Origin of the sequence: Pseudomonas sp., assembly GCF_030147005.1 — a bacterium.
In the GTDB taxonomy this organism is placed as follows: domain Bacteria; phylum Pseudomonadota; class Gammaproteobacteria; order Pseudomonadales; family Pseudomonadaceae; genus Aquipseudomonas.
The window spans coordinates 13,427-39,819 of record NZ_JASLAW010000022.1 but is presented as its reverse complement, the minus strand read 5'-3'; the positions used below and the strand labels follow the sequence as shown (position 1 = coordinate 39,819).

The following is a 26,393-nucleotide window of genomic DNA, read 5'->3' as shown; positions in this document are numbered from 1 at the left end:
CGCTCGATAAGTGAGTGCCTGTTTTTATCTCTGCTGTCTGCGACAGTGCTTATCGCCAGGACGCAAGTCTGATTGCCGGCCCCGTCTTAAAGGGGCGGCAATGCTGCGTCGGCATTGAGTGTAGCGACGGCGGTTACGCCGTCGCGGCGAGCATTGTTCGTCGCCATACAAGACGCGCCAATGTAATAGACCAGTTGCACAAGGCGACAACCAGGATGATATAGAGCAACGTCGACATGCCATGGTTGACGATTACTTTGCCGGCCAACAACGGAAACCCGAACACGCCGACAAAGTAGGAGAGACTGAATAAAACCAATGACTGCGCGGTTTGGCCGGCGGGTGCTTCATTGGCTGCCAGCCCGTTTATCACAGAGTAAGTCAGACCATAACCTACCCCGAGCACAATGGCGGCCAGCAAATATGCCGCCGACGAGTGTACGAAGAAGGTGAACATCAATACCGAAACCACCATGAGTGCACTCAACAGGCTGGACATCAGGTAGGGATCGCGCTTGACGATGTACCCCGCGACCAGCAGGCGACAGGAGATCGCCGCGCTCATGAAGCCCAGGAAGAACAGCGAGTAATCGAGATGGTTAAGCGCGGCATAGGAGGTCTGGAAACTTGAGAGCCCGCCGAAGATCGCGCCGCCGAGGCTGACCATGATGATGGCAAATACTGCCTTGGAACCCAGCACTGCCTGCGCTGCCCGGGCGCTGATCTTGCACACAGTCACCGGCCCAAGTCGCGCTTGTTGTTGCTTGATGTTCGGCCCGAGCAGGAAAAACACCAGCCCCCCTGCCAGGCTGGCGATAGCGGCCACTACAAACGCCGACTCCACGGGATGGCCCAGCGCCTCGGCGGCTCGCCCCACCAAAGGGCCCGTGCCTATGCCGCTCATCATGCTGCCCGACAGCAACGCAAAATACTTCACGCGCCGGGCAGGTTCTATGATCATCGCCACAATGATCGGGCCAAGGGTGTAGAACACGCCCCACCCAAAACCCAGGATCAAGCCGCTGGCCAACAGCGCTACTCCGAAAGCAGGCACGGTTGCGAAGCCCAGGCAAGCCGCTGCCAGCAACACGGCACCCGCCGCAATGGCTTTGGGAGCGCCGATCAGATCGGTCAAGTGGCCTGAAAATATGACTGCCAGGAACGTGCTGAGCATAGCAACCGAGATAATCGTACCGGCGTCGGACTCGCCGCCGCCACTTTCCCTGAGCTTCATGGCCAATAGAAACGTAGTGCCGTACGACAGGGAGAGTAAATAGCTGCCCAGGCAAAACAGGCCGAACAGCCCGTTGCCAGTCGCGTGGCTCGCGGACGATTGTGAAGACATGGGCTTCTTTCCTTGTGGAATCGAAAGTTTAATAAGTCAGAGGGGAAATCAATCGGCAGCGCGTTTTAACGCAGCGGTCACCCGATCAATATCTTCCTCTTGGGTCATCCAATTACTGATGGATAAACGCAACGCGTACTCACCTTTGTATGTCGTAGGGGTGATATACAGTTCGCCACTGCTGTTGAGATTGCTCAGCACCTGTTTATTGAGTTCAGCCAACGTGGTGGCGGAGCAACCGGCTTTGAAATAACGAAAGACCAGGAGATTCAATCTGACTTCACATAAAAGTTGAAAGCAGGGACTCTCATCAACCCATGAAGCGATACGCTGGGCATAACCGCAATGGCGCTCAATCAGTTCCCTGTACCCGGCCTTGCCATAGGCTATCAATGTCATCCACAACGGCAGTGCGCGATAACGTCGAGACTGTTCGACGCCACGGTTCATGAAAGCCGGGTAATTGCCCTTCCACGTTCGGATCGTCGACATTTCCATACGTCTTTTGGAAGCTCGACATCTATAGCAGATCCATTAAGGAACTCAAGTTACTGTCGCGGTATGGGCGCGACGCAAACATAACGATAGAAACGTGTGGGTGACCCCCCGAGTGACAGACCTGACACTATGAATTAAATGGTTAAAAGCGGGCGGGGAAGACATGTCCGTCTGCTATTGGCGGCCCCGGAACCGAGGCCGGTTAAACGAAAGCCATAGGGCCAAAATTTATGAACTAAACATTAGCCCTTTTTAAACACACCCCGGGTTCGATGTCTTCAGGCGTCAAGCGGTTGATCGCCGGCAGCTGTGTCTGACAAGCGTTGCAGCAAAACGCCGGCTCGTGTTCAGCCGGTGTCTGCTACGGTTAACGCAGAACTCAGAGTGGCTGGCGTTTTTATCGCTGCAAGGGCGGCGCACGCGGAATTTTTACCGCTTGTCGTGTTCCAAACCCCGCACAGGTCCATTGCCCATGTCCTCTGCATCACAGAATGCAAAAGTAGGAGCTTCCTTCATGTTCACTCCGCGTCGTCTGCTTGTTGTCGCCACCGCCGTAGCCCTGCTGTCCGGCTGCGCTTCACCTAATCCTTATGACGGCAGCCAGGGACAGGCCGGCAATGGTTCCGAAAGCGGCATGAACAAGACCGCCAAGTACGGCGGCCTCGGCGCGCTGGCCGGGGCATTGGCCGGTGCGGCCATCGACCATAACAACCGTGGCAAGGGCGCGCTGATTGGCGCAGTCGTTGCGGGTGCCGGCGCTGCCGGCTATGGCTATTACGCCGACCAGCAAGAGAAAAAGCTGCGCGAAAGCATGGCCAATACCGGGGTTGAAGTGCAGCGCCAGGGTGATCAGATCAAATTGATCATGCCCGGCAATATAACCTTCGCCACCAACTCCGACGCAATCTCCAGCAGCTTCTATACGCCGCTGAACAACCTGGCCAGCTCCCTCAAGCAGTTCAACCAGAACACCATCCAGATCGTTGGCTACACCGACAGCACCGGCAGCCGCCAGTTGAACATGGACCTTTCCCAGCGCCGTGCGCAGAGCGTGGCCAACTACCTGACCTCCCAAGGCGTCAGTGCCGCCAACCTGAGCGCTCGCGGTGCCGGCCCGGATAATCCGATTGCCAGTAACGGTGACGTCAATGGCCGTGCCCAGAACCGTCGCGTAGAAGTGAACCTTGGCCCGATCCCAGGCCAGCAATACGGCCAGCCGGGTGCTCAGCAGCAGGCGCCGCAACAGAACAATCAGTTCCAGGGCAACCCGTACTCGCAGTACCAGTAAACAATCGCCACGAAAAAGGGCGCCGTGCAGTCAATGCACGGCGCCCTTTTTTGTGGCTGACGGTTACATCAGTCGATGTATTCGAACACCTTCACGATTTTCTGTACGCCGGACACGCCCTGCACCAGGTTGGCTGCGCGAGTGGCTTCAGCCTGGGTCAGCAGGCCCATCATGTAGACGATGCCGTTGTCGGTGACGATCTTGATACGCGAGCCTGGAACGGCACTGTCGGTGAGCATCTGTGCCTTGATCTTGGTGGTCAGCAGGGCATCGTTGCTGATGGCCAGCAGCGTGATCGGGTCCATGACCTGCAATTCGTTGTGCACCTTCTTGACCCGCTGCACCGCCGAAGCAGCCTGTTCAGCCTGGGCCTTGAGGTCCTCGCGCGGGGTTTGCCCGGCCAGCAGTACGACGCCATTGAAGCTGGTTACCACAATGCGTGATGCGCCATTGCCCAAGTCTGTCGCCGCTTTGGCGACGTTGACCTTGACCTTGGTTTCGATCAGCGAGTCATCAATGGTGCTGCCGAAGGTGCGTGTGCCCCGGTCGTCCTGGATGGGGGTGTCCCGTGTAGCGGTGATTGCCGTGCTGCAGCCGCTGATGGCGAGGCACAGCGTGATGGCCAAAAGGCTGAGGCGGTTAACGGTCATTCTTCACTCCCGAACAATTGGCTGTCGATCAGATCGCACAGGCAGTGGATCGCCAGCAGGTGGACTTCTTGAATGCGTGCAGTGACATTGGCCGGGACGCGAATCTCCACGTCCTCAGGCAACAGCAACGAAGCCATGCCGCCGCCATCGCGCCCGGTCAATGCTACGACAATCATTTCGCGATCATGTGCGGCCTGGATCGCTTGAATGATGTTCGCCGAGTTGCCACTGGTGGAAATCGCCAGCAGCACATCGCCCGGCTGGCCGAGGGCGCGGATCTGTTTGGAGAAGATTTCGTTATAGCTGTAGTCGTTGGCGATCGAGGTGATCGTCGACGTGTCGGTGGTCAGGGCGATCGCCGGCAGGCTCGGGCGTTCGCGCTCGAAGCGGTTGAGCAGCTCGGAGGAAAAATGCTGGGCGTCACCGGCCGAGCCGCCGTTACCGCACGAAAGCATTTTGCCTTCGTTGAGCAATGCGTTGACCATGACCTGACTGGCTTGCTCGATGTGCGGTGCAAGTACGTCCATCGCCTGTTGCTTGGTGTCGATGCTGGCCTGGAAAAGCTGGCGAATTCGGGATTGCATGTCCATCTGTGTGACCTTAATTAGCGCGGCTGTTTGGCACAGAAATGTGCAGCCCGCAAAGCAAAGAGCAAAAGTGTGTGGTGAAGGTGCCGGGTGTATCAGCTGTCGAAGGCATCTTTGAGCCAATTCAGATCAGCAGGGCCCGACGGTGTGCTTTCTATGGCAACCACATCGAAACGGCAGGGGCTGTCGGCCCAGCGATGCTCTTTTATCAGGAAATACTGCGCAGCGAGTATCAGCTTCTGACGCTTGCGCCCGTCGATACTGGCGAGCGCGCCACCCCATTGTGCGTGTTTTCTGTAGCGGACTTCGACGAATACTACTGTATCGCCGTCAAGCATGACCAGATCAAGCTCTCCGCGTTTACATAACCAGTTCTGCGCCAGAAGGCGCAGACCCTGTTGTTGCAGATAGCTCAGAGCGTGGAGTTCGGCATCCTTGCCGCTTTGTGCACGGGACCGCTCGGGCATCAGCGCGGGGTATCCGGCAGGCGCTGGATCTCGCCACCCACGAACTTCGCCCAAGGCATCTGGCGATCAACACGCTGGTTGGCGCTGATGCCCAGGTTGCCTGAAAGGCCGTCGACACGGGTGTCTGGCAGCGCCTTGAGCTGGCCCAGGCGTGGCGCCAGGCGATAGGCATCGACGCCCATCGCGTACAGGCGGCCCAGGCTGCCATTGGCTTGCGGCCATTGCGCGGCGACCTGATTGCGCAGCGGGTCGGTGGTGTTAAGCAACCAAGGGGTTTCGCAAAACATCACGTTGGTCATGTCCAGGTACTGGTTGCGGTCGCCACTGGCGCTGAATACGTGGGACGTCGCGTAAACAGGCACATCACCGGCGTATTGGAAGTTCAGGGTGGGCTTGATCTGCTGGGCCAGTTGCGGGGTGACGGCCAGGAAGATGAACTCGATGTCCTGGCGACGCGAAGGCTGGGCGGCAACGTCGGTACCGACGGCGCTTTGCAGGCTCTTGGCGCGGCCTTCGCTTTTGCGCAACTGGAACAGGTCTGCGATCTGCTGGGCCAGTGCCACAGGCTGATCGACATACTCGACCCCCATGACGGTGCCGCCATTGGCTTCCCAATCCTGACGGAAAGCTTTGTAGACACGTTCGCCCCATTCGCCACGGGGCACCATGGCGGCGGCGCGATGCAGGCCGTCGGCACGGGCGCGGCGCGACACTTCGCGGGCTTCGTCTTCAGCCGCCAGGCCGAACTGGAACAACTGAGCAGGCCCTTGATCGGCCTCGCTATAGTTCAGGGCCAGGGTAGTGATCGGCAATTGCGGGCGTGCGCTGAGCTGTTTGACCAGCGGCTTTTCCAGCGGGCCAACCACCAGTTGCACGCCGGCAGCCTGGGCCTTGGCGTAGAAGTCGTCGATGGAGGTCAGGCGCGAGCTGTCGTAAAACTCAATCACAGGTGGCTTCTGCCCGGCCTGTTCGGCCTGGTAGTGAGCGGCCATGAAGCCTTCACGCAACGCCTTGCCGACCGACGCCAGGGCGCCTTCCTGCGGCAGCAGCAGGGCGATCTTGGTCAGGGGTTGGCTGGCCAGTTCCTTGAGTTTGGTCAGTGGCGTCGGTAACTGCACGGCTGCCGGATGCCCCGGGTTTTGCGCGCGCCAGGTATCGATGGCGGTTTGTTGCTGCTCCAGCGTGCCGGCGCCCTTGACCGCTTGGGCCAGGGTGATCCAGCCGTCCAGCGTCGAGTTGCCGGTGGCTTGCAGCTGCTCGGACGGGAGTGCGGCAATCAGCACCCAGATCGCTTCGTGGTTGCTGTTGGCGGCATCACCGGTGAGCAGAGGCGCCATGGCGACACGCTCCCGAGCCGCAGCCAGGGTCTGGCCGTCGGCCTCATAGGCTCGAGCATGCACGGTGCCGGTACGGATCTGTTGATCGGCCGGCAGCTCCTTCAGGCTTTGCAGGCTGGGGTGGTCCAGCGCCGTCAATGCCGCTTTGGGCTGGTTGCGGGCCATCGCCAGTTCGGCGGCCAGGGTGCTGGCAAATATTTGCGCGGCCGGTTTCAGAACATTCAGGGGCACTTGCGCAAGAATCTGCGAGGAGCGGCCAGGATTGTTCTGCTGGTACGCCAGATCAGCCGCACTCAGGCGCAGCAATGCCGCCTTTTCGGGCGTTTTGGCGGAGGTGGCTTGTTCGAGCAATTGCTCGATACTGGCGTCGGGCGTACGTGGCAGGTCGCCAAGGCTGGACGAGGGCGAGCTGGCGCAAGCGGCCAGCAAGGCAGCGAGGCAGAGGGCGGAGAGCAGCCGCAGGCAAGCGATCATGTAAGTGTTCCTGATACCGATCAAATTAGCGTTGAAGTGTACCCAAGCACTGGCCCAGGCGCGATGTTCGTGGCGTGAAACGGTGGATTTAGGTCGTGCAATTGTTGCGATTCACTGAAGGTGGCTGAAACGACATCCGCCTTGACGGCATATTTTCAGAGCGTTGACGCGCTACAATGTGGCTTTTGCCAACCATCGAGGTGTGCGTTTTGACTGCTCCAGGTCCTTTGAATTCCACTGCAGGCTCGCTTTTTGTCGTGGCGACGCCCATTGGCAACCTGGACGACATCAGTGCTCGGGCATTGAAGGTGTTACGCGAGGTTAAATTGATCGCGGCGGAAGACACGCGGCACTCCCAACGGTTGATGCAGCATTTTGGCATCAGTACGCCGCTGGCGGCCTGCCATGAACACAATGAGCGCGAGGAGGGCAGCCGTTTCATCACCCGCTTGCTGGCAGGTGATGATGTTGCACTGATCTCCGACGCGGGCACACCGCTGATTTCCGACCCTGGGTACCATCTGGTCCGCCAGGCGCGCGCCGCTGGTATCAATGTAGTGCCTGTTCCGGGAGCGTGCGCGTTGATTGCTGCATTATCTGCAGCCGGCTTGCCGTCGGACCGCTTTATCTTCGAAGGCTTCCTGCCCGCCAAGACGGTAGGTCGGCGCGCGCGTCTTCAGGCGCTGAAGGAAGAGCCGCGCACCCTGATTTTCTACGAAGCGCCGCACCGCATCCTGGAGTGTCTGCAGGATATGGAGCTGGTCTTCGGCGGCGCGCGCCTGGCGTTGCTGGCTCGCGAGTTGACCAAAACCTTTGAAACCCTCAAGGGCCTGCCGCTGGAGGAGTTGCGTGGGTTTGTCGAAGGCGACAGCAATCAGCAGCGCGGAGAGTGCGTAGTGCTGGTGGCCGGCTGGACGGCTCCAGAGGATGAAGATGCGGTCGGTAGCGAAGCCATGCGCGTCCTCGATCTGCTGCTCAAGGAAATGCCGCTCAAACGCGCCGCTGCCCTTGCGGCGGAAATTACCGGGGTGCGCAAGAATGTGTTGTATCAAGCCGCGCTCGATAAACAGAAAGCCGAATAGTTCCGGGGCCAGGCCGGTGTTTCGTCCGAACGTGATGGCAATGCTGCACTTTTAATACTTGTCCTGAGGCCGTCGTGCCGTTAACCTGCGCGGCGGAGAGTCGATTGGACAGTCGCTGCCCTCTATGAAAATTAGGGGGGGGAGGAAAGTCCGGGCTCCATAGGGCGAAGTGCCAGGTAATGCCTGGGGGGCGTGAGCCTACGGAAAGTGCCACAGAAAATAACCGCCTAAGCACTTCGGTGCCGGTAAGGGTGAAAAGGTGCGGTAAGAGCGCACCGCGCGACTGGCAACAGTTCGTGGCTAGGTAAACCCCACTTGGAGCAAGACCAAATAGGGTCCCAAGGCGTGGCCCGCGCTGGGACCGGGTAGGTTGCTAAAGATGTCCAGTGATGGCCATCGTAGACGAATGACTGTTCAAGACAGAACCCGGCTTACAGATCGACTCTCCACCTTTTTCCTTTCGCCCGAACCACGGGCGCAAAACCGGTAGCAACGCAAGAATCCCTCCCTGCCAAATCATTGGCAGATGCGTCTTCGTAATACCAAAAAAATCTTACTCTTAATAAATCACTTTAACTTTGAGCCATAGCTCTCTGAGCTATTTGCGCTTATTGAGTCAAAAACAACGCTGAAGTTGAGTTTCTCCTCCCGTTACGCTCGTAAATCTCCGTTCTGTAAGGCTTTTCCTTGTATCCGCGCCTTGACGGTGTGGTGGGCGCATTCCTATAGTGTGCGCAAGTGGCGGAAAGTGGCACAAAGTGGGTTTTTTGAACGTAAAACGCTAAAATTTGGAGAAACGCATCTGTGTTTCGCGGAGCTAACGCTATCAGTCTCGATGCAAAAGGCCGTCTCGCCATGCCGAGCCGGTATCGTGACGAGCTCATTTCGCGAAGTTCAGGGCAGTTGATCATCACGATTGACGCCGTTGACCCTTGTTTGTGTGTTTACCCCCTCGACGAGTGGGAGTTGATTGAAACCAAATTGCGCGCGCTGCCTTCATTGCGTGAAGAAAACCGCCGCCTCCAGCGTTTGCTGATCGGTAATGCCGTCGACCTTGAGCTCGATGGCAGCGGTCGTTTCCTGGTGCCTCCGCGTTTGCGCGAATACGCCAGGCTCGACAAGCGCGCAATGCTGGTAGGCCAACTGAACAAGTTCCAATTGTGGGACGAAGATGCCTGGGATGCTGTTTCTGCAGCTGACCTGGCTGCTATTCAACAACCGGGCGCCATGCCTGATGAACTGCGTGATTTGATCCTGTGACTATTGATAGCGGCTTTAACCACATCACCGTACTGCTTGACGAAGCCGTTGAGGCTCTCGCCGTACGCGCGGATGGCTGCTATTTGGATGGCACCTTCGGCAGGGGCGGGCACAGTCGGTTGATACTCAGCCAGCTCGGGCCCAACGGTAAGCTCCTCGGGTTCGACAAAGACCCTCAAGCGATTGCCACCGGGCAAGCGCTAGCGGCCGAAGACGGCCGCTTTGTCGTTGTGCAGCGCAGCTTTGCCGAGCTGGGGGCAGAAGTCGCCGAGCGCGGCATGGCGGGCAAGGTGGCCGGGGTCCTGCTCGACCTGGGCGTGTCTTCGCCGCAGCTCGATGACCCGGAGCGCGGCTTCAGCTTTATGAACGACGGCCCCCTCGACATGCGCATGGACCCCACCCGTGGTGTCAGCGCTGCCCAGTTCATCGCCACCGCACCAGTGGAAGAAATTGCCCGCGTATTCAAGGAATACGGCGAAGAACGCTTCGCCGGCCGCATGGCGCGTGCCGTGGTTGAGCGCCGCGAGATCCAGCCGTTCGAACGCACCGCTGACCTGGCCGAAGTGCTGAAGGTCGCCAACCCTGCGTGGGAGAAGGGCAAGAACCCGGCGACCCGCGCGTTCCAGGGCCTGCGCATTCACGTCAACAACGAATTGGGCGATCTGGAAGCCGGCCTCGAAGCCGCTCTGGATGCTTTGGAAGTGGGCGGTCGCCTGGTGGTGATCAGCTTCCACTCCCTGGAAGACCGCATCGTCAAACTGTTCATGCGCCGTCTGGTCAAGGGCGAGTCCGACAACCTGCCGCGCAACCTGCCGGTGCGTTTCGAAGCGTTCGTGCCGAAAATCAAAATCCATGGCAAAGCGCAGTTCGCCTCCGAAGCCGAACTCAAGGCCAACCCACGTTCGCGCAGCGCGGTCATGCGCGTTGCGGAGAAGTTGCGGTGAGCAAGCTTTTCGCCAAACCCCTGCCGGGCGGCAGCTTCTTTATGTTGCTGCTGTTTATCGGCGTGCTGGTGTCCGCGATTGCGGTGTCTTACAGCGCGCATTGGAATCGTCAGCTGCTCAATACCCTGTACGGGGAGTTGAGCGTGCGCGATAAGGCGCAGGCGGAGTGGGGCCGGTTGATCCTGGAACAAAGCACCTGGACGGCCCATAGCCGTATCGAAGTGCTGGCCACCGAGCAATTGAAAATGCACATCCCGGGCGCGGCCGACGTTCGCATGGTGGCGCCATGATGAAGCTTGAAGGCGCACTTTACCCATGGCGCTTCCGCCTGATGCTCGGCTTGCTGGCATTGATGGTGGGCGCGATCGTCTGGCGCATATTCGACCTCCAGGTCGTCGACCGCGACTTCCTGATCGGCCAGGGCGATGCCCGTAGCTTGCGGCATATCCCGATTCCCGCGCATCGCGGCTTGATTACCGACCGTAACGGTGAGCCTCTGGCCGTGAGTACCCCGGTGACCACCCTGTGGGCCAACGCCAAGGAGCTGCAGGTTGCCAAGGACAAATGGCCCGAACTCGCCGCCGCGCTGGGGCAAGACCGCAAAGCACTGACCGAGCGTCTGGAAGCCCAGGCCAATAAAGAATTCATCTATCTGGTTCGCGGGCTCACGCCTGAGCAGGGTCAGCAAGTACTCGACCTCAAGATTCCTGGTGTCTACGGCATCGAGGAATTTCGTCGTTTCTATCCGGCCGGTGAAACCACCGCGCATATGGTCGGTTTTACCGATATCGATGATCATGGCCGCGAAGGCGTCGAGCTGGCCTACGACGAGTGGCTGGCCGGCGTTCCCGGCAAGCGCCAGGTCATCAAGGATCGACGCGGCAGGCTGATCAAGGATGTACAGGTCACCAAAAACGCCAAGGCCGGCAAGCCCTTGGCGTTGTCGATTGACTTGCGTCTGCAATACCTGGCCAACCGTGAACTGCGTAACGCGATCATCGAGAACGGCGCCAAAGCCGGCAGCCTGGTGATCATGGACGTGAAGACCGGCGAGATCCTTGCCATGGTCAACCAGCCGACCTACAACCCGAACAACCGTCGTAACCTGCAACCGGCGATGATGCGCAACCGAGCGATGATCGACGTGTTCGAACCGGGTTCGACCATGAAAGCCATCTCCATGAGTGCCGCCCTGGAAACCGGGCGCTGGAAGCCCAGCGACAAGGTCGAGGTGTATCCAGGCACTCTGCAGTTGGGCAAATACACCATTCGTGACGTGTCCCGCACCGAGGGCCCGGTGCTGGACCTGACAGGCATCCTGATCAACTCCAGTAACGTGGGTATGAGTAAGGTTGCTTTCGATATCGGTGGCGAGACCATCTACCACCTGGCGCAAAAAATCGGCCTGGGCCAACCCACCGGGCTCGATTTCCCGGGTGAGCGCGTAGGCAATCTGCCGAACTATCGCGACTGGAAAAAAGCCGAGACCGCCACGCTGTCGTACGGCTACGGCCTGTCGGTAACCGCGATCCAACTGGCCCATGCTTTCTCTGTATTGGCCAACAATGGCCGGATGGTTCCGCTGAGTCTGATCCACGTCGACGAAGCGCCGAAAGCCACCCAGGTGCTCCCGGAGAAAGTCGCCAAGACCATGCAAGGCATGCTGCAACAGGTGATTGAGGCACCGCGTGGCGTATTCCGCGCCCAGGTGCCGGCCTATCACGTGGCCGGCAAGTCCGGTACCGCGCGTAAGACTTCGGTGGGCACCAAGGGGTATGCCGAAAACTCCTATCGCTCGCTGTTCGCCGGTTTCGGCCCGATGAGCGACCCGCGCTACGCCATCGTCGTGGTGATCGATGAGCCGAGCAAGGCCGGTTACTTCGGTGGCCTGGTGTCGGCGCCAGTGTTCAGCAAAGTGATGTCCGGCACCCTGCGCCTGATGAACATCACGCCGGACAATCTTCCGCCGACCCAGCAAGCGAACGCCGTACCACCGGCCGCTGCCGTAAAAGCCAATGGAGGGCGCGGCTGATGTCTCTTAGCCTGAACAAGATTTTTGCCCATGCCGGCCGCGATCTGCTGATTCGCGAGTTGAGCCTGGACAGCCGCAATGTGCGTGCCGGTGACCTGTTCCTGGCGGTGCCCGGCGGCAAGTTCGACGGCCGTGCGCATATCGCCGATGCCCTGCAACGTGGCGCTGCCGCCGTGGCCTATGAAGTGGACGGCGCAACCGTGCTGCCGATCACCGATGTGCCGTTGATTCCGGTCAAGAACCTGGCCGCTCAGCTGTCCGATATTGCCGGGCGTTTCTATGGCGAGCCAAGCCGCCACCTCAATCTGGTGGGCGTGACCGGCACCAATGGCAAGACCAGCGTGACTCAATTGGTTGCCCAGGCGCTGGACCTGCTCGGCCAGCATTGCGGCATCGTCGGCACCCTGGGCACCGGCTTCTATGGCGCACTGCGAAGCGGCCTGCACACCACGCCGAACCCGATCGCCGTACAGGCGACCCTGGCCGACCTGAAAAAGGCCGGTGCCAAGGCGGTTGCCATGGAAGTCTCCTCCCATGGTCTCGATCAGGGGCGCGTTACTGCATTGGCGTTTGATGTGGCGGTGATGACCAACTTGTCCCGCGATCACCTCGATTACCACGGCAGCATGCAGGCATACGCGGCGGCCAAGGCCAAGCTGTTTGCCTGGAATGATCTGAAATGCCGCGTAGTGAACCTGGACGATGAATTCGGTCGTGAGCTGGCTGCGCAAGACGGCGAGTCGCGCCTGATCAGTTACAGCCTGCAGGATTCCAGCGCGTATCTGTATTGCCGCGAAGCCCACTTCAGCGACGAGGGCGTTCGCGCCACGTTGGTGACGCCCCAAGGCGAACACCACCTGCGCAGCACCTTGCTGGGGCGTTTCAACCTGAGCAACGTCCTGGCTGCCATCGGTGCATTGCTTGGTCTGGATTACGCACTCGACGAAATCCTCAAAGTGCTGCCCAAGCTGGAAGGCCCGGCAGGCCGCATGCAGCGCCTGGGTGGCGGCAAGCAGCCGCTGGTGGTGGTCGATTACGCCCACACCCCTGACGCGCTGGAAAAAGTTCTCGAGGCCCTGCGTCCTCATGCCAAGGGCAAGCTCTTGTGCCTGTTCGGCTGCGGCGGCGATCGTGATCGCGGCAAGCGCCCGCTGATGGCCGAGATTGTCGAGCGTCTGGCCGATGGCGTGCTCGTGACCGATGACAACCCGCGCACTGAAGACCCGAGCCAGATTTTCGACGACATCCGCGCAGGCTTCAAAGACGTGTCCAAGGCTGCCTTCGTGGCCGGTCGCGGCGCAGCCATTGCCCAATTGATCGCCAGCGCCAGCGCGGATGACGTGGTGGTGCTGGCCGGCAAAGGGCATGAGGATTACCAGGAAATCAACGGCGAGCGCCATGCCTTCTCCGATCTGGTCGAGGCCGATCACGCCTTGACCGCCTGGGAGGTTGCCCATGCTTAAGGCGATGACATTCAGCGAACTGACCCAGGCGTTGTCGGCCCGCGTGCTGTCGAGCGATTGCACATTCGACGGCGTCAGCATCGACAGCCGCAACATCAAGCCGGGCCAGTTGTTCGTCGCACTTGCAGGCCCGCGTTTCGATGGTCACGACTACCTGAACGAAGTCGCCGCCAAAGGCGCCGTGGGTGCCCTGGTGCAGCGCGAAGTAGCGCACGCCACCTTGCCGCAGTTGCTGGTAGCCGATACCCGCTTGGCCCTGGGCCAGTTGGGCGCGTTGAACCGCGCCGCTTTCGATAAGCCGGTAGCCGCCATCACTGGCTCCAGCGGCAAGACCACTGTCAAAGAGCTGTTGGCCGGCGTACTGCGCACGCGTGGGCCGGTACTCGCCACTCGTGGCAACCTGAATAATGATTTCGGCGCACCGCTGACCCTGCTCGAACTGGCCCCGGAACACACCGCGGCGGTAATCGAATTGGGCGCTTCACGCGTCGGCGAGATTGCCTACACCGTGGCGCTGACCAAGCCCCACGTCGCGATTATCAACAACGCCGGTACCGCCCACGTCGGTGAGTTCGGCGGCCCGGAAAAAATCGTCGAGGCCAAGGGTGAAATTCTTGAAGGCCTTGACGCTTCGGGCACCGCTGTACTGAATCTTGATGACAAGGCTTTCGAGACTTGGCATGCGCGCGCTGCCGGTCGCAAGGTGCTGACGTTCGCCGTGCTGAACGCCACAGCCGATTTCCATGCCTCCAACGTCACCGTCGACGCTCGTGGTTGCCCGTCCTTCACCTTGCATACCCCGCAAGGCAATGAACATGTGCAGCTGAACCTGCTGGGCAACCATAACGTCGCCAACGCCCTGGCCGCCGCCGCTGCCGCACATGCCCTGGGCGTGTCGCTGTTCGGCATCGCCACGGGCCTGGGCGCGGTGCAGCCGGTCAAAGGCCGTACCGTGGCGCAATTGGCCAGTAACGGCATGCGCGTGATCGATGACACCTACAACGCCAACCCTTCTTCCATTAACGCCGCTGTGGACCTGCTCACAGGCTTTGACGGACGCAAAGTGCTGGTACTCGGCGATATCGGCGAATTGGGCGACTGGGCTGAACAAGGCCACCGCGAAGTCGGCGCTTATGCCGCCGGTAAAGTCGATGCTCTTTACGCTGTCGGCCCGAACATGGCTCACGCGGTAGACGCCTTCGGCCCCGGCGCGCGGCATTTCGCGACCCAAGTCGAATTGATCCAGGCGCTGGCTGCGGCTGAACACGACACACACACAACCATTTTGATCAAGGGATCGCGCAGCGCGGTGATGGAAAACGTCGTCGCAGCCTTGTGTGGCTCAAGTACGGAGAAACATTAATGCTGCTGCTGCTGGCTGAGTATCTGCAACAGTTCCACAAAGGCTTCGCGGTCTTTCAGTACCTGACCCTGCGCGGGATTCTGGGTGTACTGACCGCGCTGTGTTTGTCGCTGTTTCTGGGGCCGTGGATGATCCGCACCCTGCAGAACCTGCAAATTGGTCAATCGGTTCGCAATGACGGCCCGCAGTCGCACCTGTCCAAATCCGGTACCCCGACCATGGGCGGCGCGTTGATCCTGTCGTCCATCGGTGTCAGCACCTTGCTCTGGGCTGACCTGCATAACCGCTACGTGTGGGTGGTGCTGCTCGTCACCCTGCTGTTCGGCGCCATCGGCTGGGTTGATGACTACCGCAAAGTGATCGAGAAAAACTCCAAGGGCCTGCCAAGCCGCTGGAAGTATTTCTGGCAGTCGGTATTCGGCCTTGCGGCGGCGATCTTCCTGTACACCACCGCGCCAAGCGCCGTGGAAACCACCTTGATCATCCCGATGCTCAAGGACGCCAGCATTCCACTGGGCATCGGCTTCGTGGTGCTGACCTATTTCGTTATCGTGGGCTCCAGCAACGCGGTGAACCTGACCGACGGCCTCGACGGCCTGGCGATCATGCCGACGGTGATGGTGGGCGGCGCGCTCGGCATCTTCTGCTACCTGTCGGGTAACGTGAAGTTCGCCGAATACCTGCTGATTCCCTATGTGCCGGGCGCGGGTGAGTTGATCGTGTTCTGCGGCGCGCTGATCGGCGCCGGCCTGGGGTTCCTGTGGTTCAACACCTACCCGGCGCAAGTTTTCATGGGCGACGTCGGCGCACTGGCGCTCGGCGCGGCCCTGGGCACCATCGCGGTGATCGTGCGCCAGGAAATCGTGCTGTTCATCATGGGCGGTGTGTTCGTGATGGAAACCCTGTCGGTGGTCATCCAGGTGGCTTCCTTCAAATTGACCGGTCGCCGTGTATTTCGCATGGCGCCGATTCACCACCACTTTGAACTCAAGGGCTGGCCCGAGCCACGCGTGATCGTCCGTTTCTGGATCATCACCGTGATTCTGGTACTGGTCGGCCTTGCCACCCTGAAACTGAGGTAGAAACGAGTGTCCCTGATCGCTTCAGACCACTTCCGCATCGTTGTCGGCCTCGGCAAGAGCGGCATGTCCCTGGTTCGCTTCCTGGCGAACCGGGGCACGTCGTTTGCCGTGGCCGACACGCGGGAAAATCCACCGGAGCTGGTCACGCTGCGCCGTGACTACCCGCACGTGGAAGTGCGTTGTGGCGAACTGGATGTCGAATTTCTATGCCGCGCCGATGAGCTTTACGTGAGCCCTGGCCTGGCGCTGGCGACACCGGCCCTGCAAGCTGCAGCGGCGCGTGGCGTGAAGCTGTCCGGCGATATCGACCTGTTTGCGCGGAACGCCAAGGCCCCGATCGTGGCCATCAGCGGCTCCAATGCGAAAAGCACCGTGACCACCCTGGTCGGCGAGATGGCGATGGCGGCCGGCAAGCGCGTGGCGGTGGGCGGTAATCTGGGGATGCCTGCGCTGGACCTGCTCAGCGACGACGTCGAGCTATACGTGATGGAATTGTCCAGCTTCCAGCTGGAAACCACCCACGACCTCGGTGCCGAAGTGGCCACCGTGTTGAACGTCAGCGAAGACCATATGGACCGCTACAGCGGCCTGCCGGCCTATCACTTGGCCAAGCACCGGATTTTCCGTGGCGCCAGGCAAGTGGTGGTCAACCGTCAGGACGCCTTGAGCCGTCCGCTGATCGGCGATGGCCTGCCGTGCTGGACCTTCGGCCTGGGCAAACCCGATTTCAAGGCCTTCGGTATTCGCGAAGAGAACGGCGAGAAATACCTGGCCTTCGAATTCCAGAACCTGATGCCGGTGCGCGAACTGAAAATCCGTGGCGCCCATAACCAAGCCAATGCCCTGGCAGCCTTGGCGCTGGGCCACGCGGTTGGCCTGCCGTTCGACGCCATGCTTGCGAGCCTGCGCACCTTCGCCGGCCTCGAGCATCGCTGCCAGTGGGTGCGCGACCTGGGTGGCGTCAGCTACTACAACGATTCCAAGGCCACCAACGTCGGTGCTGCCCTGGCCGCCATTGAAGGCCTTGGTGCCGACATCGACGGCAAGCTGGTGCTGATCGCCGGCGGCGACGGCAAGGGCGCCGACTTCAAGGACCTCAAAGGCCCGGTGGCTGCGCATTGCCGCGCCGTGGTGCTGATGGGCCGCGATTCGGACCTGATCGCCGCCGCCCTGGGTGACACCGTGCCGAAAGTGCGCGCCACTTCCCTGGATGACGCGATTGCCCATTGCAAAGCCCTGGCCCAGCCCGGTGATGCGGTGCTGCTGTCGCCGGCCTGCGCCAGTTTCGACATGTTCAAGAACTATGAAGAGCGCGGCCAGCTGTTCGCTCGCGCCGTGGAGGCTTTGGCATGAGCCTCAACCTGAGAAATATCATCAAGCCCTACCCGTCGCCGATCATTACCGGGCGCGGTATCGACCTTGATTTCCCAATGCTCGCCGGTTGCCTGGCGCTGCTCGGACTGGGCCTGGTGATGATCACCTCGGCGTCCTCCGAAGTGGCCGCCGTGCAGTCGGGCAACACCCTGTACATGATGATCCGCCACCTGGTGTACCTGGTGATCGGCCTCGGCGCGTGCATCGTCACCATGATGATCCCGATCGCCACTTGGCAGCGCCTGGGTTGGCTGATGCTGATCGGGGCGTTCGGCCTGCTGATCATGGTGATCTTGCCGGGCATCGGGCGCGAGGTGAACGGTTCGATGCGCTGGATCGGCTTCGGTGCGTTCAACGTACAACCGTCGGAAATCGCCAAGGTGTTCGTGGTGATTTACCTGGCCGGCTACCTGGTACGCCGTCAGAAAGAAGTGCGCGAAAGTTGGATGGGCTTCTTCAAGCCGTTCATCGTGTTGCTACCTATGGCCGGCCTGCTGCTGATGGAGCCCGACTTCGGTGCCACCGTGGTGATGATGGGCGCAGCCGCGGCGATGCTGTTCCTCGGCGGCGTCGGCCTGTTCCGTTTCACCTTGATGGTGGTACTGGCGGTGGCGGCCGTGACCGTGTTGGTGCAGGCGCAACCCTACCGGATGGCGCGGCTGATTACCTTTACCGACCCGTGGTCCGACCAGTTCGGCTCCGGCTACCAGCTGACCCAGGCGCTGATCGCCTTTGGTCGCGGCGAGTGGCTGGGCGTGGGCTTGGGCAACAGTGTGCAAAAGCAGTTCTACCTGCCGGAAGCGCACACCGACTTCGTGTTCTCGGTGCTTGCCGAAGAGCTCGGTGTGGTCGGTTCGCTGTGCACTGTCGCGCTGTTTGTATTTGTGTGTGTACGTGCCATGTACATCGGTCTGTGGGCCGAGAAAGCCAAGCAGTTCTTTGCCGCTTACGTTGCTTATGGACTGGCGTTCCTGTGGATCGGCCAATTCCTGATCAATATCGGGGTGAACGTCGGGCTGCTGCCGACCAAGGGCCTGACCTTGCCGTTTCTCAGTTACGGCGGCAGTTCGTTGGTGATTTGCTGCGCCTGTCTTGGCTTGTTGCTGCGTATCGAGTGGGAGAGTCGCACCCACCTGGGCAGCGAAGAGATGGAGTTCAGCGAAAGCGACTTCGCCGAGGAGCCGACCCATGGGCGCTAACGTGCTGATCATGGCCGGCGGCACTGGCGGGCACGTGTTCCCGGCCCTGGCTTGCGCGCGCGAATTCCAGAACCGCGGCTACACCGTGCACTGGCTGGGCACGCCGCGTGGCATCGAGAACGAGCTGGTACCCAATGCCGGTTTGCCGCTGCACCTGATCAACGTCACCGGCTTGCGTGGCAAGAGCAAATTGTCGTTGCTCAAGGCGCCGTTCGTGTTGCTCAAGGCGGTCTTGCAGGCGCGTAAAATCATCCGTCAATTGCAGCCCGTGTGTGTGCTCGGCTTTGGCGGTTACGTGACCGGCCCTGGCGGCGTGGCGGCAAAACTCGCTGGCGTACCGGTGATCGTGCACGAACAGAACGCCGTCGCCGGTACCGCCAACCGCTTGCTGGTGCCCCTGGCCGCGCGGGTGTGCGAAGCGTTCCCGAACACCTTTGCCGCGTCGGGCAAACGCCGCACCACCGGTAACCCGGTGCGCACCGAACTGTTCATGGGCATTGCCCGTGAGGCGCTGGCCGGGCGCAAGGCACATCTGCTGATCCTCGGTGGAAGCCTGGGCGCCGAGCCGTTGAACAAATTATTGCCGGAAGCGGTGGCGCAACTTCCTGAAGACCTGCGCCCGGAGATCTTCCACCAGGCCGGCAAGCATCACGATGAAGTCACCGCCACGCGCTATCGCGAGGCCGGTGTGGAGGCAAATGTGCAGCCCTTCATCAAAGACATGGCCCAAGCCTATGGCTGGGCCGACCTGGTGGTCTGTCGCGCTGGTGCGCTGACCGTCAGTGAACTGGCCGCCGCCGGTCTGCCGTCGTTGCTGGTGCCTCTGCCCCATGCGATCGACGATCACCAGACCCGCAACGCCGAATATTTGGCCGGGGAGGGCGCTGCCTTCCTGCTGCCGCAAAGAACGACTGGCGCCGCCGATTTGGCCGCACGCCTGACCGAGGTTTTGATGCAACCGGAACGACTCAACAGCATGGCGAGCACCGCAAGCCGCCTGGCCAAACCTGACGCAACCCGCACCGTGGTCGATATCTGCCTGGAGGTGGCCCATGGTTGAGAATCAGAAAGCCATGCCGCAACCGGAAATGCGCCGCATCCGTCGCATCCACTTTGTCGGTATCGGCGGCGTGGGCATGTGCGGGATTGCCGAAGTATTGCTGAACCTGGGCTACCAGGTGTCCGGCTCTGACTTGAAAGAGTCGCCGGTCACCGAGCGCCTGAAGTCCTTTGGCGCACAGATTTTCATCGGCCACCGCGCCGAGAACGCCGCCGAGGCTGATGTGCTGGTGGTATCCAGTGCTGTGAATACCTCCAACCCGGAAGTGGCCACCGCCCTCGAGCGCCGTATTCCCGTGGTGCCGCGTGCCGAAATGCTCGCCGAGCTGATGCGCTATCGCCACGGCATCGCCGTTGCCGGTACTCATGGCAAGACCACCACCACCAGCCTGATCGCCTCGGTGTTCGCCGCCGGTGGCCTGGACCCGACCTTCGTTATCGGTGGCCGCCTGAATGCAGCCGGCACCAATGCCCAGCTCGGCACCAGCCGCTACCTGATCGCCGAAGCCGATGAAAGCGATGCGAGCTTCCTGCACCTGCAACCGCTGGTCGCCGTCGTCACCAACATCGACGAAGATCACATGGCGACCTACGACGGTGACTTCAACAAGTTGAAGAAAACCTTCGTCGACTTTCTGCACAACCTGCCGTTCTACGGGTTGGCCGTGGTGTGCCTGGACGACCCGGTAGTGCGCGAGATTCTGCCGCAGGTCAAGCGTCCGACCGTGACCTACGGCTTCAGCGAAGACGCCGACGTGCGCGCCATCAATGTGCGCCAGGCAGGCATGCAAACCTTCTTCACCGTGCTGCGCCCCGACCGCGAGCCGCTGGATGTTTCGGTCAACATGCCGGGCAACCACAACGTGCTGAACTCCCTGGCGACCATCTGCATCGCCACCGATGAGGGCGTCAGCGATGAAGCCATCGTTGAAGGCCTGTCGCGCTTTGCCGGTGTCGGCCGACGCTTCCAGGTCTACGGCCAACTGCCGGTTGAAGGCGGTGACGTGATGCTGGTGGACGATTATGGCCACCACCCGACCGAAGTCGCCGCCGTGATCAAGGCCGTGCGCGGTGGCTGGCCGGAGCGCCGTCTGGTGATGGTCTACCAGCCGCACCGCTACAGCCGTACCCGCGATCTGTACGACGACTTCGTCAATGTATTGGCCGATGCCAACGTGCTGCTGCTGATGGAGGTTTACCCGGCCGGTGAAGAACCGATTCCGGGCGCCGACAGCCGCAAGCTGTGCAACAGCATCCGCCAGCGCGGGCAGTTGGACCCGATCTACATCGAGCGCGGCGTGGACCTGGCGCCGATCGTCAAGCCGTTACTGCGTGCCGGCGACATCCTGCTGTGCCAGGGTGCCGGTGACATCGGTGGTCTTGCGCCTAAATTGCTGGCCAGCCCGTTGTTTGCGGCCGAGAAGGGGGCGTCGAAATGATCACTGACTACGCCTCCCTGTTCTCCACGGTCACGCCTGCCGACTTCGGCCGCGTCGCGGTGCTGTTCGGTGGCAAGAGTGCCGAGCGCGAGGTGTCGCTCAAGTCCGGCAACGCCGTGCTTGAAGCGCTGCAAAGCGCCGGTGTGAACGCGTTCGGCATCGACGTGGGTGATGATTTCCTCGCCCGTCTGCAGGCCGAAAAAATTGACCGCGCCTTCATCATTCTCCACGGCCGTGGCGGTGAAGACGGCAGCATGCAGGGCTTGCTCGAGTGCGCCGGGATTCCTTACACCGGCAGCGGCATCCTCGCGTCGGCGCTGGCGATGGACAAGTTGCGCACCAAGCAGGTGTGGCACAGCCTGGGTATTCCGACCCCACGTCACGCCGTGCTGTGCAGCGAAGACGATTGTATTTCTGCGACCAAGGAACTGGGCCTGCCTTTGATCGTCAAACCTGCCCATGAAGGCTCCAGTATCGGCATGGCCAAAGTGAACTCGGCCGCCGAATTGATCGACGCATGGAAAGCGGCAAGTACCTACGATTCGCAAGTGATGGTGGAACAGTGGATCCAGGGTCCCGAGTTCACCATCGCCACCCTGCGTGGCCAGGTATTGCCGCCTATCGCATTGGGCACGCCCCACACTTTTTACGATTACGACGCCAAGTACGTGGCTTCCGATACCCAGTACCGGATTCCATGCGGTCTTGACGCAGCCAAGGAACAGCAATTGATGGATCTCACGGCGAAAGCCTGTGAGGCGCTGGGTATTGCCGGTTGGGCGCGGGCAGACGTGATGCAGGATGACCAAGGGAATTTCTGGTTTCTGGAAGTCAACACCACACCGGGGATGACCGACCACAGCCTGGTACCTATGGCCGCCCGCGCCGCCGGCCTGGATTTCCAGCAGTTGGTGCTGGCGATTCTGGCCGACAGCATTGAGCCAAGAGGCTAAGCACATGAAAGGCGCATCGCTTCGTCATCAGCCCCCACAAGCACCGAGCCGCAAGCCGGTGCCACGGGGTGCAAGCCGCATGGTGGCCAAAGAGCCGATGTCGGCGCGCCTGCCCAAAGCCAATTTTGGCTTCATCAAGGCGCTGTTCTGGCCGGTGTTGCTGGTGGTGCTGGGCTTCGGCACCTACGAAGGCGCGCAGCGTCTGTTGCCGTATGCCGACCGGCCGATCACCAAAATCAGCGTGCAGGGCGACTTGAGCTACATCAGCCAGCAAGCGGTACAGCAACGCATCAGCCCGTTCCTGGCGGCGAGCTTCTTCACCATCGACCTGGCCGGCATGCGTGCCGAGCTGGAACAGATGCCATGGATCGCCCACGCCGAAGTCCGCCGCGTATGGCCGGACCAGGTGACGATCCGTCTGGAAGAGCAACTGCCCGTGGCCCGTTGGGGCGATGGTGCGCTGTTGAACAACCAGGGGCAGGCGTTTGCGCCGCGTGAAGTCGCGAACTATGAGCACCTGCCGCAGTTGTTCGGGCCGCAGCGGGCGCAACAGCAAGTGATGCAGCAGTACCAGGCCTTGAGCCAGATGCTGCGGCCACTGGGCTTCTCCATTGCACGCCTGGAGTTGCGTGAGCGGGGCAGCTGGTTTCTGACGACCGGGGCAGGCAGTTCCGGCCCGGGCATCGAGTTGTTGCTGGGACGCGACCGCTTGGTGGAAAAGATGCGCCGCTTTATTGCCATCTATGAAAAAACCTTGAAAGAACAGATTACGAACATTGCAAGCGTCGACCTGCGTTACGCCAACGGCCTGGCCGTCGGTTGGCGTGTACCGGCGGCGCCCACGGCAGCACAACCCGCTGTCGCGAAGAATTAAGAAGAGGCAGGACCCATGGCAAACGTGCAAAGCGGCAAAATGATCGTCGGTCTCGATATCGGCACCTCCAAGGTGGTGGCGTTGGTGGGCGAGGTCGGTGAGGACGGCACTATCGAAATCGTCGGTATTGGCACGCATCCGTCCCGGGGCCTGAAGAAGGGCGTGGTGGTGAACATCGAGTCCACCGTGCAATCGATCCAGCGCGCCATCGAAGAAGCGCAGCTGATGGCCGGTTGCCGGATTCACTCGGCGTTCGTCGGCGTGGCCGGCAACCATATCCGCAGCCTGAACTCCCACGGCATCGTGGCGATCCGCGATCGTGAAGTCAGCTCGGCCGATCTCGAGCGCGTGCTTGACGCCGCCCAGGCCGTGGCGATCCCGGCTGACCAGCGCGTACTGCACACCTTGCCGCAGGACTACGTGATCGATAATCAGGAAGGCGTTCGCGAGCCGCTGGGCATGTCGGGCGTGCGTCTGGAAGCCAAGGTCCACGTGGTGACCTGCGCCGTCAACGCCGCACAGAACATCGAAAAATGCGTGCGTCGCTGCGGCCTGGAAATCGACGACATCATTCTCGAGCAGCTGGCTTCGGCGTATTCGGTGCTCACCGACGACGAAAAAGAACTGGGTGTGTGCCTGGTGGACATCGGCGGCGGTACCACCGACATCGCGATCTTCACCGAGGGGGCGATTCGTCACACCGCCGTGATCCCGATTGCCGGCGACCAGGTCACCAACGATATCGCCATGGCGTTGCGTACACCGACCCAGTACGCCGAAGAAATCAAGATCCGCTACGCGTGCGCCCTGGCCAAGCTGGCTGGTGCCGGTGAAACCATCAAGGTGCCAAGCGTCGGCGACCGTCCACCGCGCGAACTGTCGCGCCAGGCCCTGGCCGAAGTGGTCGAGCCGCGTTACGACGAGCTGTTCACCTTGATCCAGGCTGAGCTGCGCCGCAGCGGCTACGAAGATTTGATCCCGGCCGGCATCGTGCTGACCGGTGGCACCTCGAAGATGGAAGGCGCGGTCGAACTGGCCGAAGAGATCTTCCACATGCCGGTGCGCCTGGGCGTGCCCCATGGCGTCAAAGGCCTGGGCGATGTGGTGCGCAACCCGATTTATTCCACCGGTGTGGGCTTGCTGTTGTACGGGCTGCAAAAGCAGACCGACGGCATTTCCCTGTCGGGCCCGAGTATCCGCGACAGCTACCGCAGCGATGACGAGGCGAAAGCGCCGTTGTTCGAGCGGCTGCAGGCTTGGGTAAAAGGCAATTTCTAAAGATTTACCGCGACACCGCAACACCCGTAATAAGCAGTAGGCGAAAAAACTAGAGAAAACGAAAGGAGAGGGAACATGTTTGAACTCGTAGACAACATCCCCGCTAGCCCGGTTATTAAAGTAATCGGTGTCGGCGGTGGCGGCGGCAACGCTGTCAACCATATGGTCAAGAGCAACATTGAAGGCGTTGAATTCATCTGCGCCAACACTGATGCCCAGGCGCTGAAAAGCATCGGCGCGCGGACCATCCTGCAATTGGGCACAGCCGTGACCAAGGGCCTCGGCGCAGGCGCCAATCCGGAAGTCGGCCGTCAAGCCGCCCTGGAAGACCGCGAGCGTATTGCCGAAGTGCTGCAGGGCACCAACATGGTGTTCATCACCACCGGCATGGGCGGCGGTACCGGTACCGGTGCAGCGCCGATCATTGCCGAAGTGGCCAAGGAAATGGGGATTCTGACCGTCGCTGTAGTGACCCGTCCGTTCCCGTTCGAAGGCCGCAAGCGCATGCAGATTGCCGACGAAGGTATCCGTCTGCTGTCTGAAAGCGTCGACTCGTTGATCACCATCCCCAACGAGAAACTGCTGACCATCCTGGGCAAGGACGCAAGCCTGCTGTCCGCGTTCGCCAAGGCTGACGATGTACTGGCCGGTGCCGTTCGCGGTATCTCCGACATCATCAAGCGTCCAGGCATGATCAACGTCGACTTTGCCGACGTCCGTACCGTGATGAGCGAAATGGGCATGGCGATGATGGGCACCGGCTGCGCCAGCGGTCCGAACCGTGCACGCGAAGCCACCGAAGCGGCCATCCGCAACCCGCTGCTCGAAGACGTGAACCTGCAAGGCGCACGCGGCATCCTGGTAAATATCACCGCCGGCCCTGACCTGTCCCTGGGTGAGTACTCCGACGTGGGTAGCATCATCGAAGCCTTCGCGTCCGAACACGCCATGGTCAAGGTCGGTACCGTTATCGATCCGGACATGCGCGACGAGCTGCACGTGACCGTGGTTGCGACCGGCCTGGGTGCGAAAATCGAGAAGCCTGTGAAGGTCATCGACAACACCCTGCATAACAGCCAGGCCAGCCACGCCAGCCAAGCGGCTGCCGCTCCAGCGTCTTCGCGCCAGGAACTGCCGTCGGTGAACTACCGTGACCTGGACCGTCCGACCGTGATGCGCAACCAGGCTCAGGCCGGTGCTGCGGCGTCCCGTAGCCCGAATCCGCAAGACGATCTGGACTACCTGGACATCCCGGCATTCCTGCGTCGTCAGGCCGATTAATGGAATGTATCAGGGCTATGAAGGTGATTGGTGTTCAGCAAAGGTATGGTCTGCTATTATCGCCAGCCTTTGTTGATACCAGTTCGCAATTTGCGCTGAAGCGGTCCAAGCCATGATTAAACAACGCACCCTGAAGAATATTATTCGTGCCACAGGTGTAGGTCTGCACTCCGGGGAGAAGGTATACCTGACCCTCAAGCCTGCACCTGTCGACACCGGCATCGTGTTTGTGCGTGCCGACCTGGACCCTGTGGTGCAGATTCCTGCTCGCGCGGAAAACGTTGGCGAAACCACGATGTCGACCACGTTGGTCAACGGTGACGTCAAAGTGGATACGGTGGAGCACTTGCTCTCGGCCATGGCTGGCCTGGGCATCGATAACGCCTACGTCGAGCTCTCCGCGTCCGAAGTCCCTATCATGGATGGCAGCGCCGGACCCTTCGTATTCCTGATTCAATCTGCCGGCCTGGAAGAACAGGACGCAGCCAAGAAGTTCATTCGCATTCTGCGGGAAGTGACAGTAGAAGACGGCGACAAGCGCGCCACCTTCGTCCCGTTCGAAGGCTTTAAAGTGAGCTTTGAGATCGATTTCGATCACCCGGTATTCCGTGACCGCACCCAAAGTGCAAGCGTGGATTTTTCCAGCACTTCGTTCGTAAAAGAAGTCAGCCGCGCCCGTACCTTTGGTTTCATGAGTGACATCGAGTACCTGCGCAAGCACAACCTCGCACTCGGCGGCAGCGTTGAAAACGCCATTGTGGTCGACGCGGATGGTGTACTGAACGAAGACGGCCTTCGCTACGAAGACGAGTTCGTGAAGCACAAGATCCTCGATGCAATCGGTGACCTCTACCTGCTGGGCAATAGCCTGATAGGCGAGTTCAAAGGCTTCAAGTCGGGCCACGCCCTTAACAACCAGCTGCTGCGCAAGTTGATTGAGCAGACAGACGCTTGGGAAGTTGTGACCTTCGAAGATGCCAGCACCGCACCGATCTCTTACATGCGTCCCGTTGCGGCGGTGTAAGTAACAACTCTCTTTCTTTAGTTTTTAAAGGCTGCCTCCG

At 60.6% G+C, this 26,393-nt stretch carries 24 protein-coding genes and 1 other RNA gene; 19 read left to right on the top strand and 6 right to left on the bottom strand.

Translation table 11 applies throughout. The features are described from left to right. Positions 1-133: 133 nt before the first annotated feature. Entirely contained in the window at positions 134-1,345 is a 1,212-nt protein-coding gene (locus tag Q1V60_RS01715; RefSeq protein ID WP_300626927.1) for an MFS transporter, read from the bottom strand. Between the two features lie 48 nt (positions 1,346-1,393). Then, the gene (locus tag Q1V60_RS01710) at positions 1,394-1,837 is read right to left on the bottom strand and encodes a pyridoxal-dependent decarboxylase (protein WP_300626926.1); all 444 of its coding nucleotides are present in this window, start codon (positions 1,835-1,837) and stop codon (positions 1,394-1,396) included. 520 nt (positions 1,838-2,357) lie between these two features. On the opposite strand from Q1V60_RS01710, the gene Q1V60_RS01705 reads away from it, so the two are divergent. Next, entirely contained in the window at positions 2,358-3,131 is a 774-nt protein-coding gene (locus Q1V60_RS01705) for an OmpA family protein (protein WP_300626925.1), read from the top strand. 68 nt (positions 3,132-3,199) lie between these two features. Here the strand turns inward: Q1V60_RS01705 and Q1V60_RS01700 are convergent, their stop codons facing one another. The 4 genes from Q1V60_RS01700 to Q1V60_RS01685 all read right to left on the bottom strand — a co-directional run bounded on the left by Q1V60_RS01700 (position 3,200) and on the right by Q1V60_RS01685 (position 6,646). Beyond that, on the bottom strand, positions 3,200-3,781 hold the full coding sequence (locus Q1V60_RS01700; RefSeq protein ID WP_057724611.1) for a BON domain-containing protein: 582 nt from the start codon (positions 3,779-3,781) through the stop codon (positions 3,200-3,202). Continuing rightward, positions 3,778-4,371: a phosphoheptose isomerase gene (locus Q1V60_RS01695; protein ID WP_003216190.1), complete on the bottom strand. Its 594-nt coding sequence runs from the start codon at positions 4,369-4,371 to the stop codon at positions 3,778-3,780. The genes Q1V60_RS01700 and Q1V60_RS01695 overlap by 4 nt, the downstream gene beginning before the upstream one ends. A 92-nt stretch (positions 4,372-4,463) precedes the next feature. Next, positions 4,464-4,835, bottom strand: coding sequence for a YraN family protein (locus Q1V60_RS01690; RefSeq protein ID WP_300626924.1), 372 nt, complete (start codon positions 4,833-4,835; stop codon positions 4,464-4,466). After that, a complete protein-coding gene (locus Q1V60_RS01685) occupies positions 4,835-6,646 on the bottom strand; it encodes a penicillin-binding protein activator (RefSeq protein WP_300626923.1) in 1,812 nt (603 codons plus the stop codon). Before Q1V60_RS01685 ends, Q1V60_RS01690 begins: the two co-directional genes overlap by 1 nt. A gap of 176 nt (positions 6,647-6,822) precedes the next feature. Between Q1V60_RS01685 and rsmI the strand changes: the two genes are divergently transcribed. The 18 genes from rsmI (at position 6,823) to lpxC (ending at position 26,353) form a co-directional block, all read left to right on the top strand. After that, positions 6,823-7,728 (top strand): 16S rRNA (cytidine(1402)-2'-O)-methyltransferase, encoded by a 906-nt coding sequence (rsmI, locus tag Q1V60_RS01680; protein WP_300626922.1) that lies wholly within the window; start codon positions 6,823-6,825, stop codon positions 7,726-7,728. A gap of 96 nt (positions 7,729-7,824) precedes the next feature. Continuing rightward, positions 7,825-8,178: RNase P RNA component class A (rnpB, locus tag Q1V60_RS01675), an RNA gene on the top strand. A gap of 354 nt (positions 8,179-8,532) precedes the next feature. Then, the gene (gene mraZ / locus Q1V60_RS01670; RefSeq protein WP_004371993.1) at positions 8,533-8,988 is read left to right on the top strand and encodes a division/cell wall cluster transcriptional repressor MraZ; all 456 of its coding nucleotides are present in this window, start codon (positions 8,533-8,535) and stop codon (positions 8,986-8,988) included. A 2-nt stretch (positions 8,989-8,990) separates the two neighbouring features. Continuing rightward, complete coding sequence (gene rsmH, locus Q1V60_RS01665) at positions 8,991-9,932, top strand: 16S rRNA (cytosine(1402)-N(4))-methyltransferase RsmH (RefSeq protein ID WP_124388924.1); 942 nt, start codon at positions 8,991-8,993, stop codon at positions 9,930-9,932. After that, the gene (ftsL, locus tag Q1V60_RS01660) at positions 9,929-10,222 is read left to right on the top strand and encodes a cell division protein FtsL (protein ID WP_124361353.1); all 294 of its coding nucleotides are present in this window, start codon (positions 9,929-9,931) and stop codon (positions 10,220-10,222) included. Before rsmH ends, ftsL begins: the two co-directional genes overlap by 4 nt. Next, positions 10,222-11,964: a penicillin-binding protein 2 gene (locus Q1V60_RS01655; protein ID WP_300626933.1), complete on the top strand. Its 1,743-nt coding sequence runs from the start codon at positions 10,222-10,224 to the stop codon at positions 11,962-11,964. Before ftsL ends, Q1V60_RS01655 begins: the two co-directional genes overlap by 1 nt. Then, positions 11,964-13,427 carry a UDP-N-acetylmuramoyl-L-alanyl-D-glutamate--2,6-diaminopimelate ligase gene (locus tag Q1V60_RS01650; protein ID WP_300626921.1) on the top strand — a complete coding sequence of 488 codons (1,464 nt, stop codon included), beginning with the start codon at positions 11,964-11,966 and terminating at the stop codon, positions 13,425-13,427. The genes Q1V60_RS01655 and Q1V60_RS01650 overlap by 1 nt, the downstream gene beginning before the upstream one ends. Continuing rightward, positions 13,420-14,790, top strand: a complete 1,371-nt coding sequence (gene murF, locus Q1V60_RS01645) for a UDP-N-acetylmuramoyl-tripeptide--D-alanyl-D-alanine ligase (protein ID WP_300626920.1) — start codon at positions 13,420-13,422, stop codon at positions 14,788-14,790. The genes Q1V60_RS01650 and murF overlap by 8 nt, the downstream gene beginning before the upstream one ends. Then, the gene (gene mraY, locus Q1V60_RS01640) at positions 14,790-15,872 is read left to right on the top strand and encodes a phospho-N-acetylmuramoyl-pentapeptide-transferase (protein ID WP_057724619.1); all 1,083 of its coding nucleotides are present in this window, start codon (positions 14,790-14,792) and stop codon (positions 15,870-15,872) included. Before murF ends, mraY begins: the two co-directional genes overlap by 1 nt. A 6-nt stretch (positions 15,873-15,878) precedes the next feature. After that, on the top strand, positions 15,879-17,225 hold the full coding sequence (gene murD / locus Q1V60_RS01635; RefSeq protein WP_300626919.1) for a UDP-N-acetylmuramoyl-L-alanine--D-glutamate ligase: 1,347 nt from the start codon (positions 15,879-15,881) through the stop codon (positions 17,223-17,225). 8 nt (positions 17,226-17,233) lie between these two features. Continuing rightward, positions 17,234-18,445: a putative lipid II flippase FtsW gene (ftsW, locus tag Q1V60_RS01630; RefSeq protein ID WP_300626932.1), complete on the top strand. Its 1,212-nt coding sequence runs from the start codon at positions 17,234-17,236 to the stop codon at positions 18,443-18,445. Next, on the top strand, positions 18,435-19,505 hold the full coding sequence (murG, locus tag Q1V60_RS01625) for an undecaprenyldiphospho-muramoylpentapeptide beta-N-acetylglucosaminyltransferase (protein ID WP_300626918.1): 1,071 nt from the start codon (positions 18,435-18,437) through the stop codon (positions 19,503-19,505). The genes ftsW and murG overlap by 11 nt, the downstream gene beginning before the upstream one ends. Further along, on the top strand, positions 19,498-20,943 hold the full coding sequence (gene murC, locus Q1V60_RS01620; protein WP_300626917.1) for a UDP-N-acetylmuramate--L-alanine ligase: 1,446 nt from the start codon (positions 19,498-19,500) through the stop codon (positions 20,941-20,943). Before murG ends, murC begins: the two co-directional genes overlap by 8 nt. Continuing rightward, a complete protein-coding gene (locus Q1V60_RS01615; protein ID WP_300626916.1) occupies positions 20,940-21,896 on the top strand; it encodes a D-alanine--D-alanine ligase in 957 nt (318 codons plus the stop codon). The genes murC and Q1V60_RS01615 overlap by 4 nt, the downstream gene beginning before the upstream one ends. A 4-nt stretch (positions 21,897-21,900) precedes the next feature. Then, on the top strand, positions 21,901-22,770 hold the full coding sequence (locus Q1V60_RS01610; protein ID WP_065885829.1) for a cell division protein FtsQ/DivIB: 870 nt from the start codon (positions 21,901-21,903) through the stop codon (positions 22,768-22,770). 15 nt (positions 22,771-22,785) lie between these two features. Further along, entirely contained in the window at positions 22,786-24,048 is a 1,263-nt protein-coding gene (gene ftsA, locus Q1V60_RS01605; protein WP_137199717.1) for a cell division protein FtsA, read from the top strand. A 75-nt stretch (positions 24,049-24,123) separates the two neighbouring features. Then, a complete protein-coding gene (gene ftsZ / locus Q1V60_RS01600; protein ID WP_122686133.1) occupies positions 24,124-25,329 on the top strand; it encodes a cell division protein FtsZ in 1,206 nt (401 codons plus the stop codon). 112 nt (positions 25,330-25,441) lie between these two features. Next, positions 25,442-26,353 carry a UDP-3-O-acyl-N-acetylglucosamine deacetylase gene (gene lpxC / locus Q1V60_RS01595; RefSeq protein ID WP_003171886.1) on the top strand — a complete coding sequence of 304 codons (912 nt, stop codon included), beginning with the start codon at positions 25,442-25,444 and terminating at the stop codon, positions 26,351-26,353. Positions 26,354-26,393 lie beyond the last annotated feature (40 nt).

Excerpts from the sequence above, each read along its gene's own strand:
- Q1V60_RS01715 (WP_300626927.1), bottom strand. The coding sequence starts at position 1,345 with ATGTCTTCACAATCGTCCGCGAGCCACGCGACTGGCAACGGGCTGTTC.
- Q1V60_RS01710 (WP_300626926.1), bottom strand. The coding sequence starts at position 1,837 with ATGTCGACGATCCGAACGTGGAAGGGCAATTACCCGGCTTTCATGAAC.
- Q1V60_RS01705 (WP_300626925.1), top strand. The coding sequence starts at position 2,358 with ATGTTCACTCCGCGTCGTCTGCTTGTTGTCGCCACCGCCGTAGCCCTG.
- Q1V60_RS01700 (WP_057724611.1), bottom strand. The coding sequence starts at position 3,781 with ATGACCGTTAACCGCCTCAGCCTTTTGGCCATCACGCTGTGCCTCGCC.
- Q1V60_RS01695 (WP_003216190.1), bottom strand. The coding sequence starts at position 4,371 with ATGGACATGCAATCCCGAATTCGCCAGCTTTTCCAGGCCAGCATCGAC.
- Q1V60_RS01690 (WP_300626924.1), bottom strand. The coding sequence starts at position 4,835 with ATGCCCGAGCGGTCCCGTGCACAAAGCGGCAAGGATGCCGAACTCCAC.
- Q1V60_RS01685 (WP_300626923.1), bottom strand. The coding sequence starts at position 6,646 with ATGATCGCTTGCCTGCGGCTGCTCTCCGCCCTCTGCCTCGCTGCCTTG.
- rsmI (WP_300626922.1), top strand. The coding sequence starts at position 6,823 with ATGTGGCTTTTGCCAACCATCGAGGTGTGCGTTTTGACTGCTCCAGGT.
- Q1V60_RS01655 (WP_300626933.1), top strand. The coding sequence starts at position 10,222 with ATGAAGCTTGAAGGCGCACTTTACCCATGGCGCTTCCGCCTGATGCTC.
- Q1V60_RS01650 (WP_300626921.1), top strand. The coding sequence starts at position 11,964 with ATGTCTCTTAGCCTGAACAAGATTTTTGCCCATGCCGGCCGCGATCTG.
- murF (WP_300626920.1), top strand. The coding sequence starts at position 13,420 with ATGCTTAAGGCGATGACATTCAGCGAACTGACCCAGGCGTTGTCGGCC.
- mraY (WP_057724619.1), top strand. The coding sequence starts at position 14,790 with ATGCTGCTGCTGCTGGCTGAGTATCTGCAACAGTTCCACAAAGGCTTC.
- murG (WP_300626918.1), top strand. The coding sequence starts at position 18,435 with ATGGGCGCTAACGTGCTGATCATGGCCGGCGGCACTGGCGGGCACGTG.
- murC (WP_300626917.1), top strand. The coding sequence starts at position 19,498 with ATGGTTGAGAATCAGAAAGCCATGCCGCAACCGGAAATGCGCCGCATC.
- Q1V60_RS01615 (WP_300626916.1), top strand. The coding sequence starts at position 20,940 with ATGATCACTGACTACGCCTCCCTGTTCTCCACGGTCACGCCTGCCGAC.
- Q1V60_RS01610 (WP_065885829.1), top strand. The coding sequence starts at position 21,901 with ATGAAAGGCGCATCGCTTCGTCATCAGCCCCCACAAGCACCGAGCCGC.
- ftsA (WP_137199717.1), top strand. The coding sequence starts at position 22,786 with ATGGCAAACGTGCAAAGCGGCAAAATGATCGTCGGTCTCGATATCGGC.
- ftsZ (WP_122686133.1), top strand. The coding sequence starts at position 24,124 with ATGTTTGAACTCGTAGACAACATCCCCGCTAGCCCGGTTATTAAAGTA.
- lpxC (WP_003171886.1), top strand. The coding sequence starts at position 25,442 with ATGATTAAACAACGCACCCTGAAGAATATTATTCGTGCCACAGGTGTA.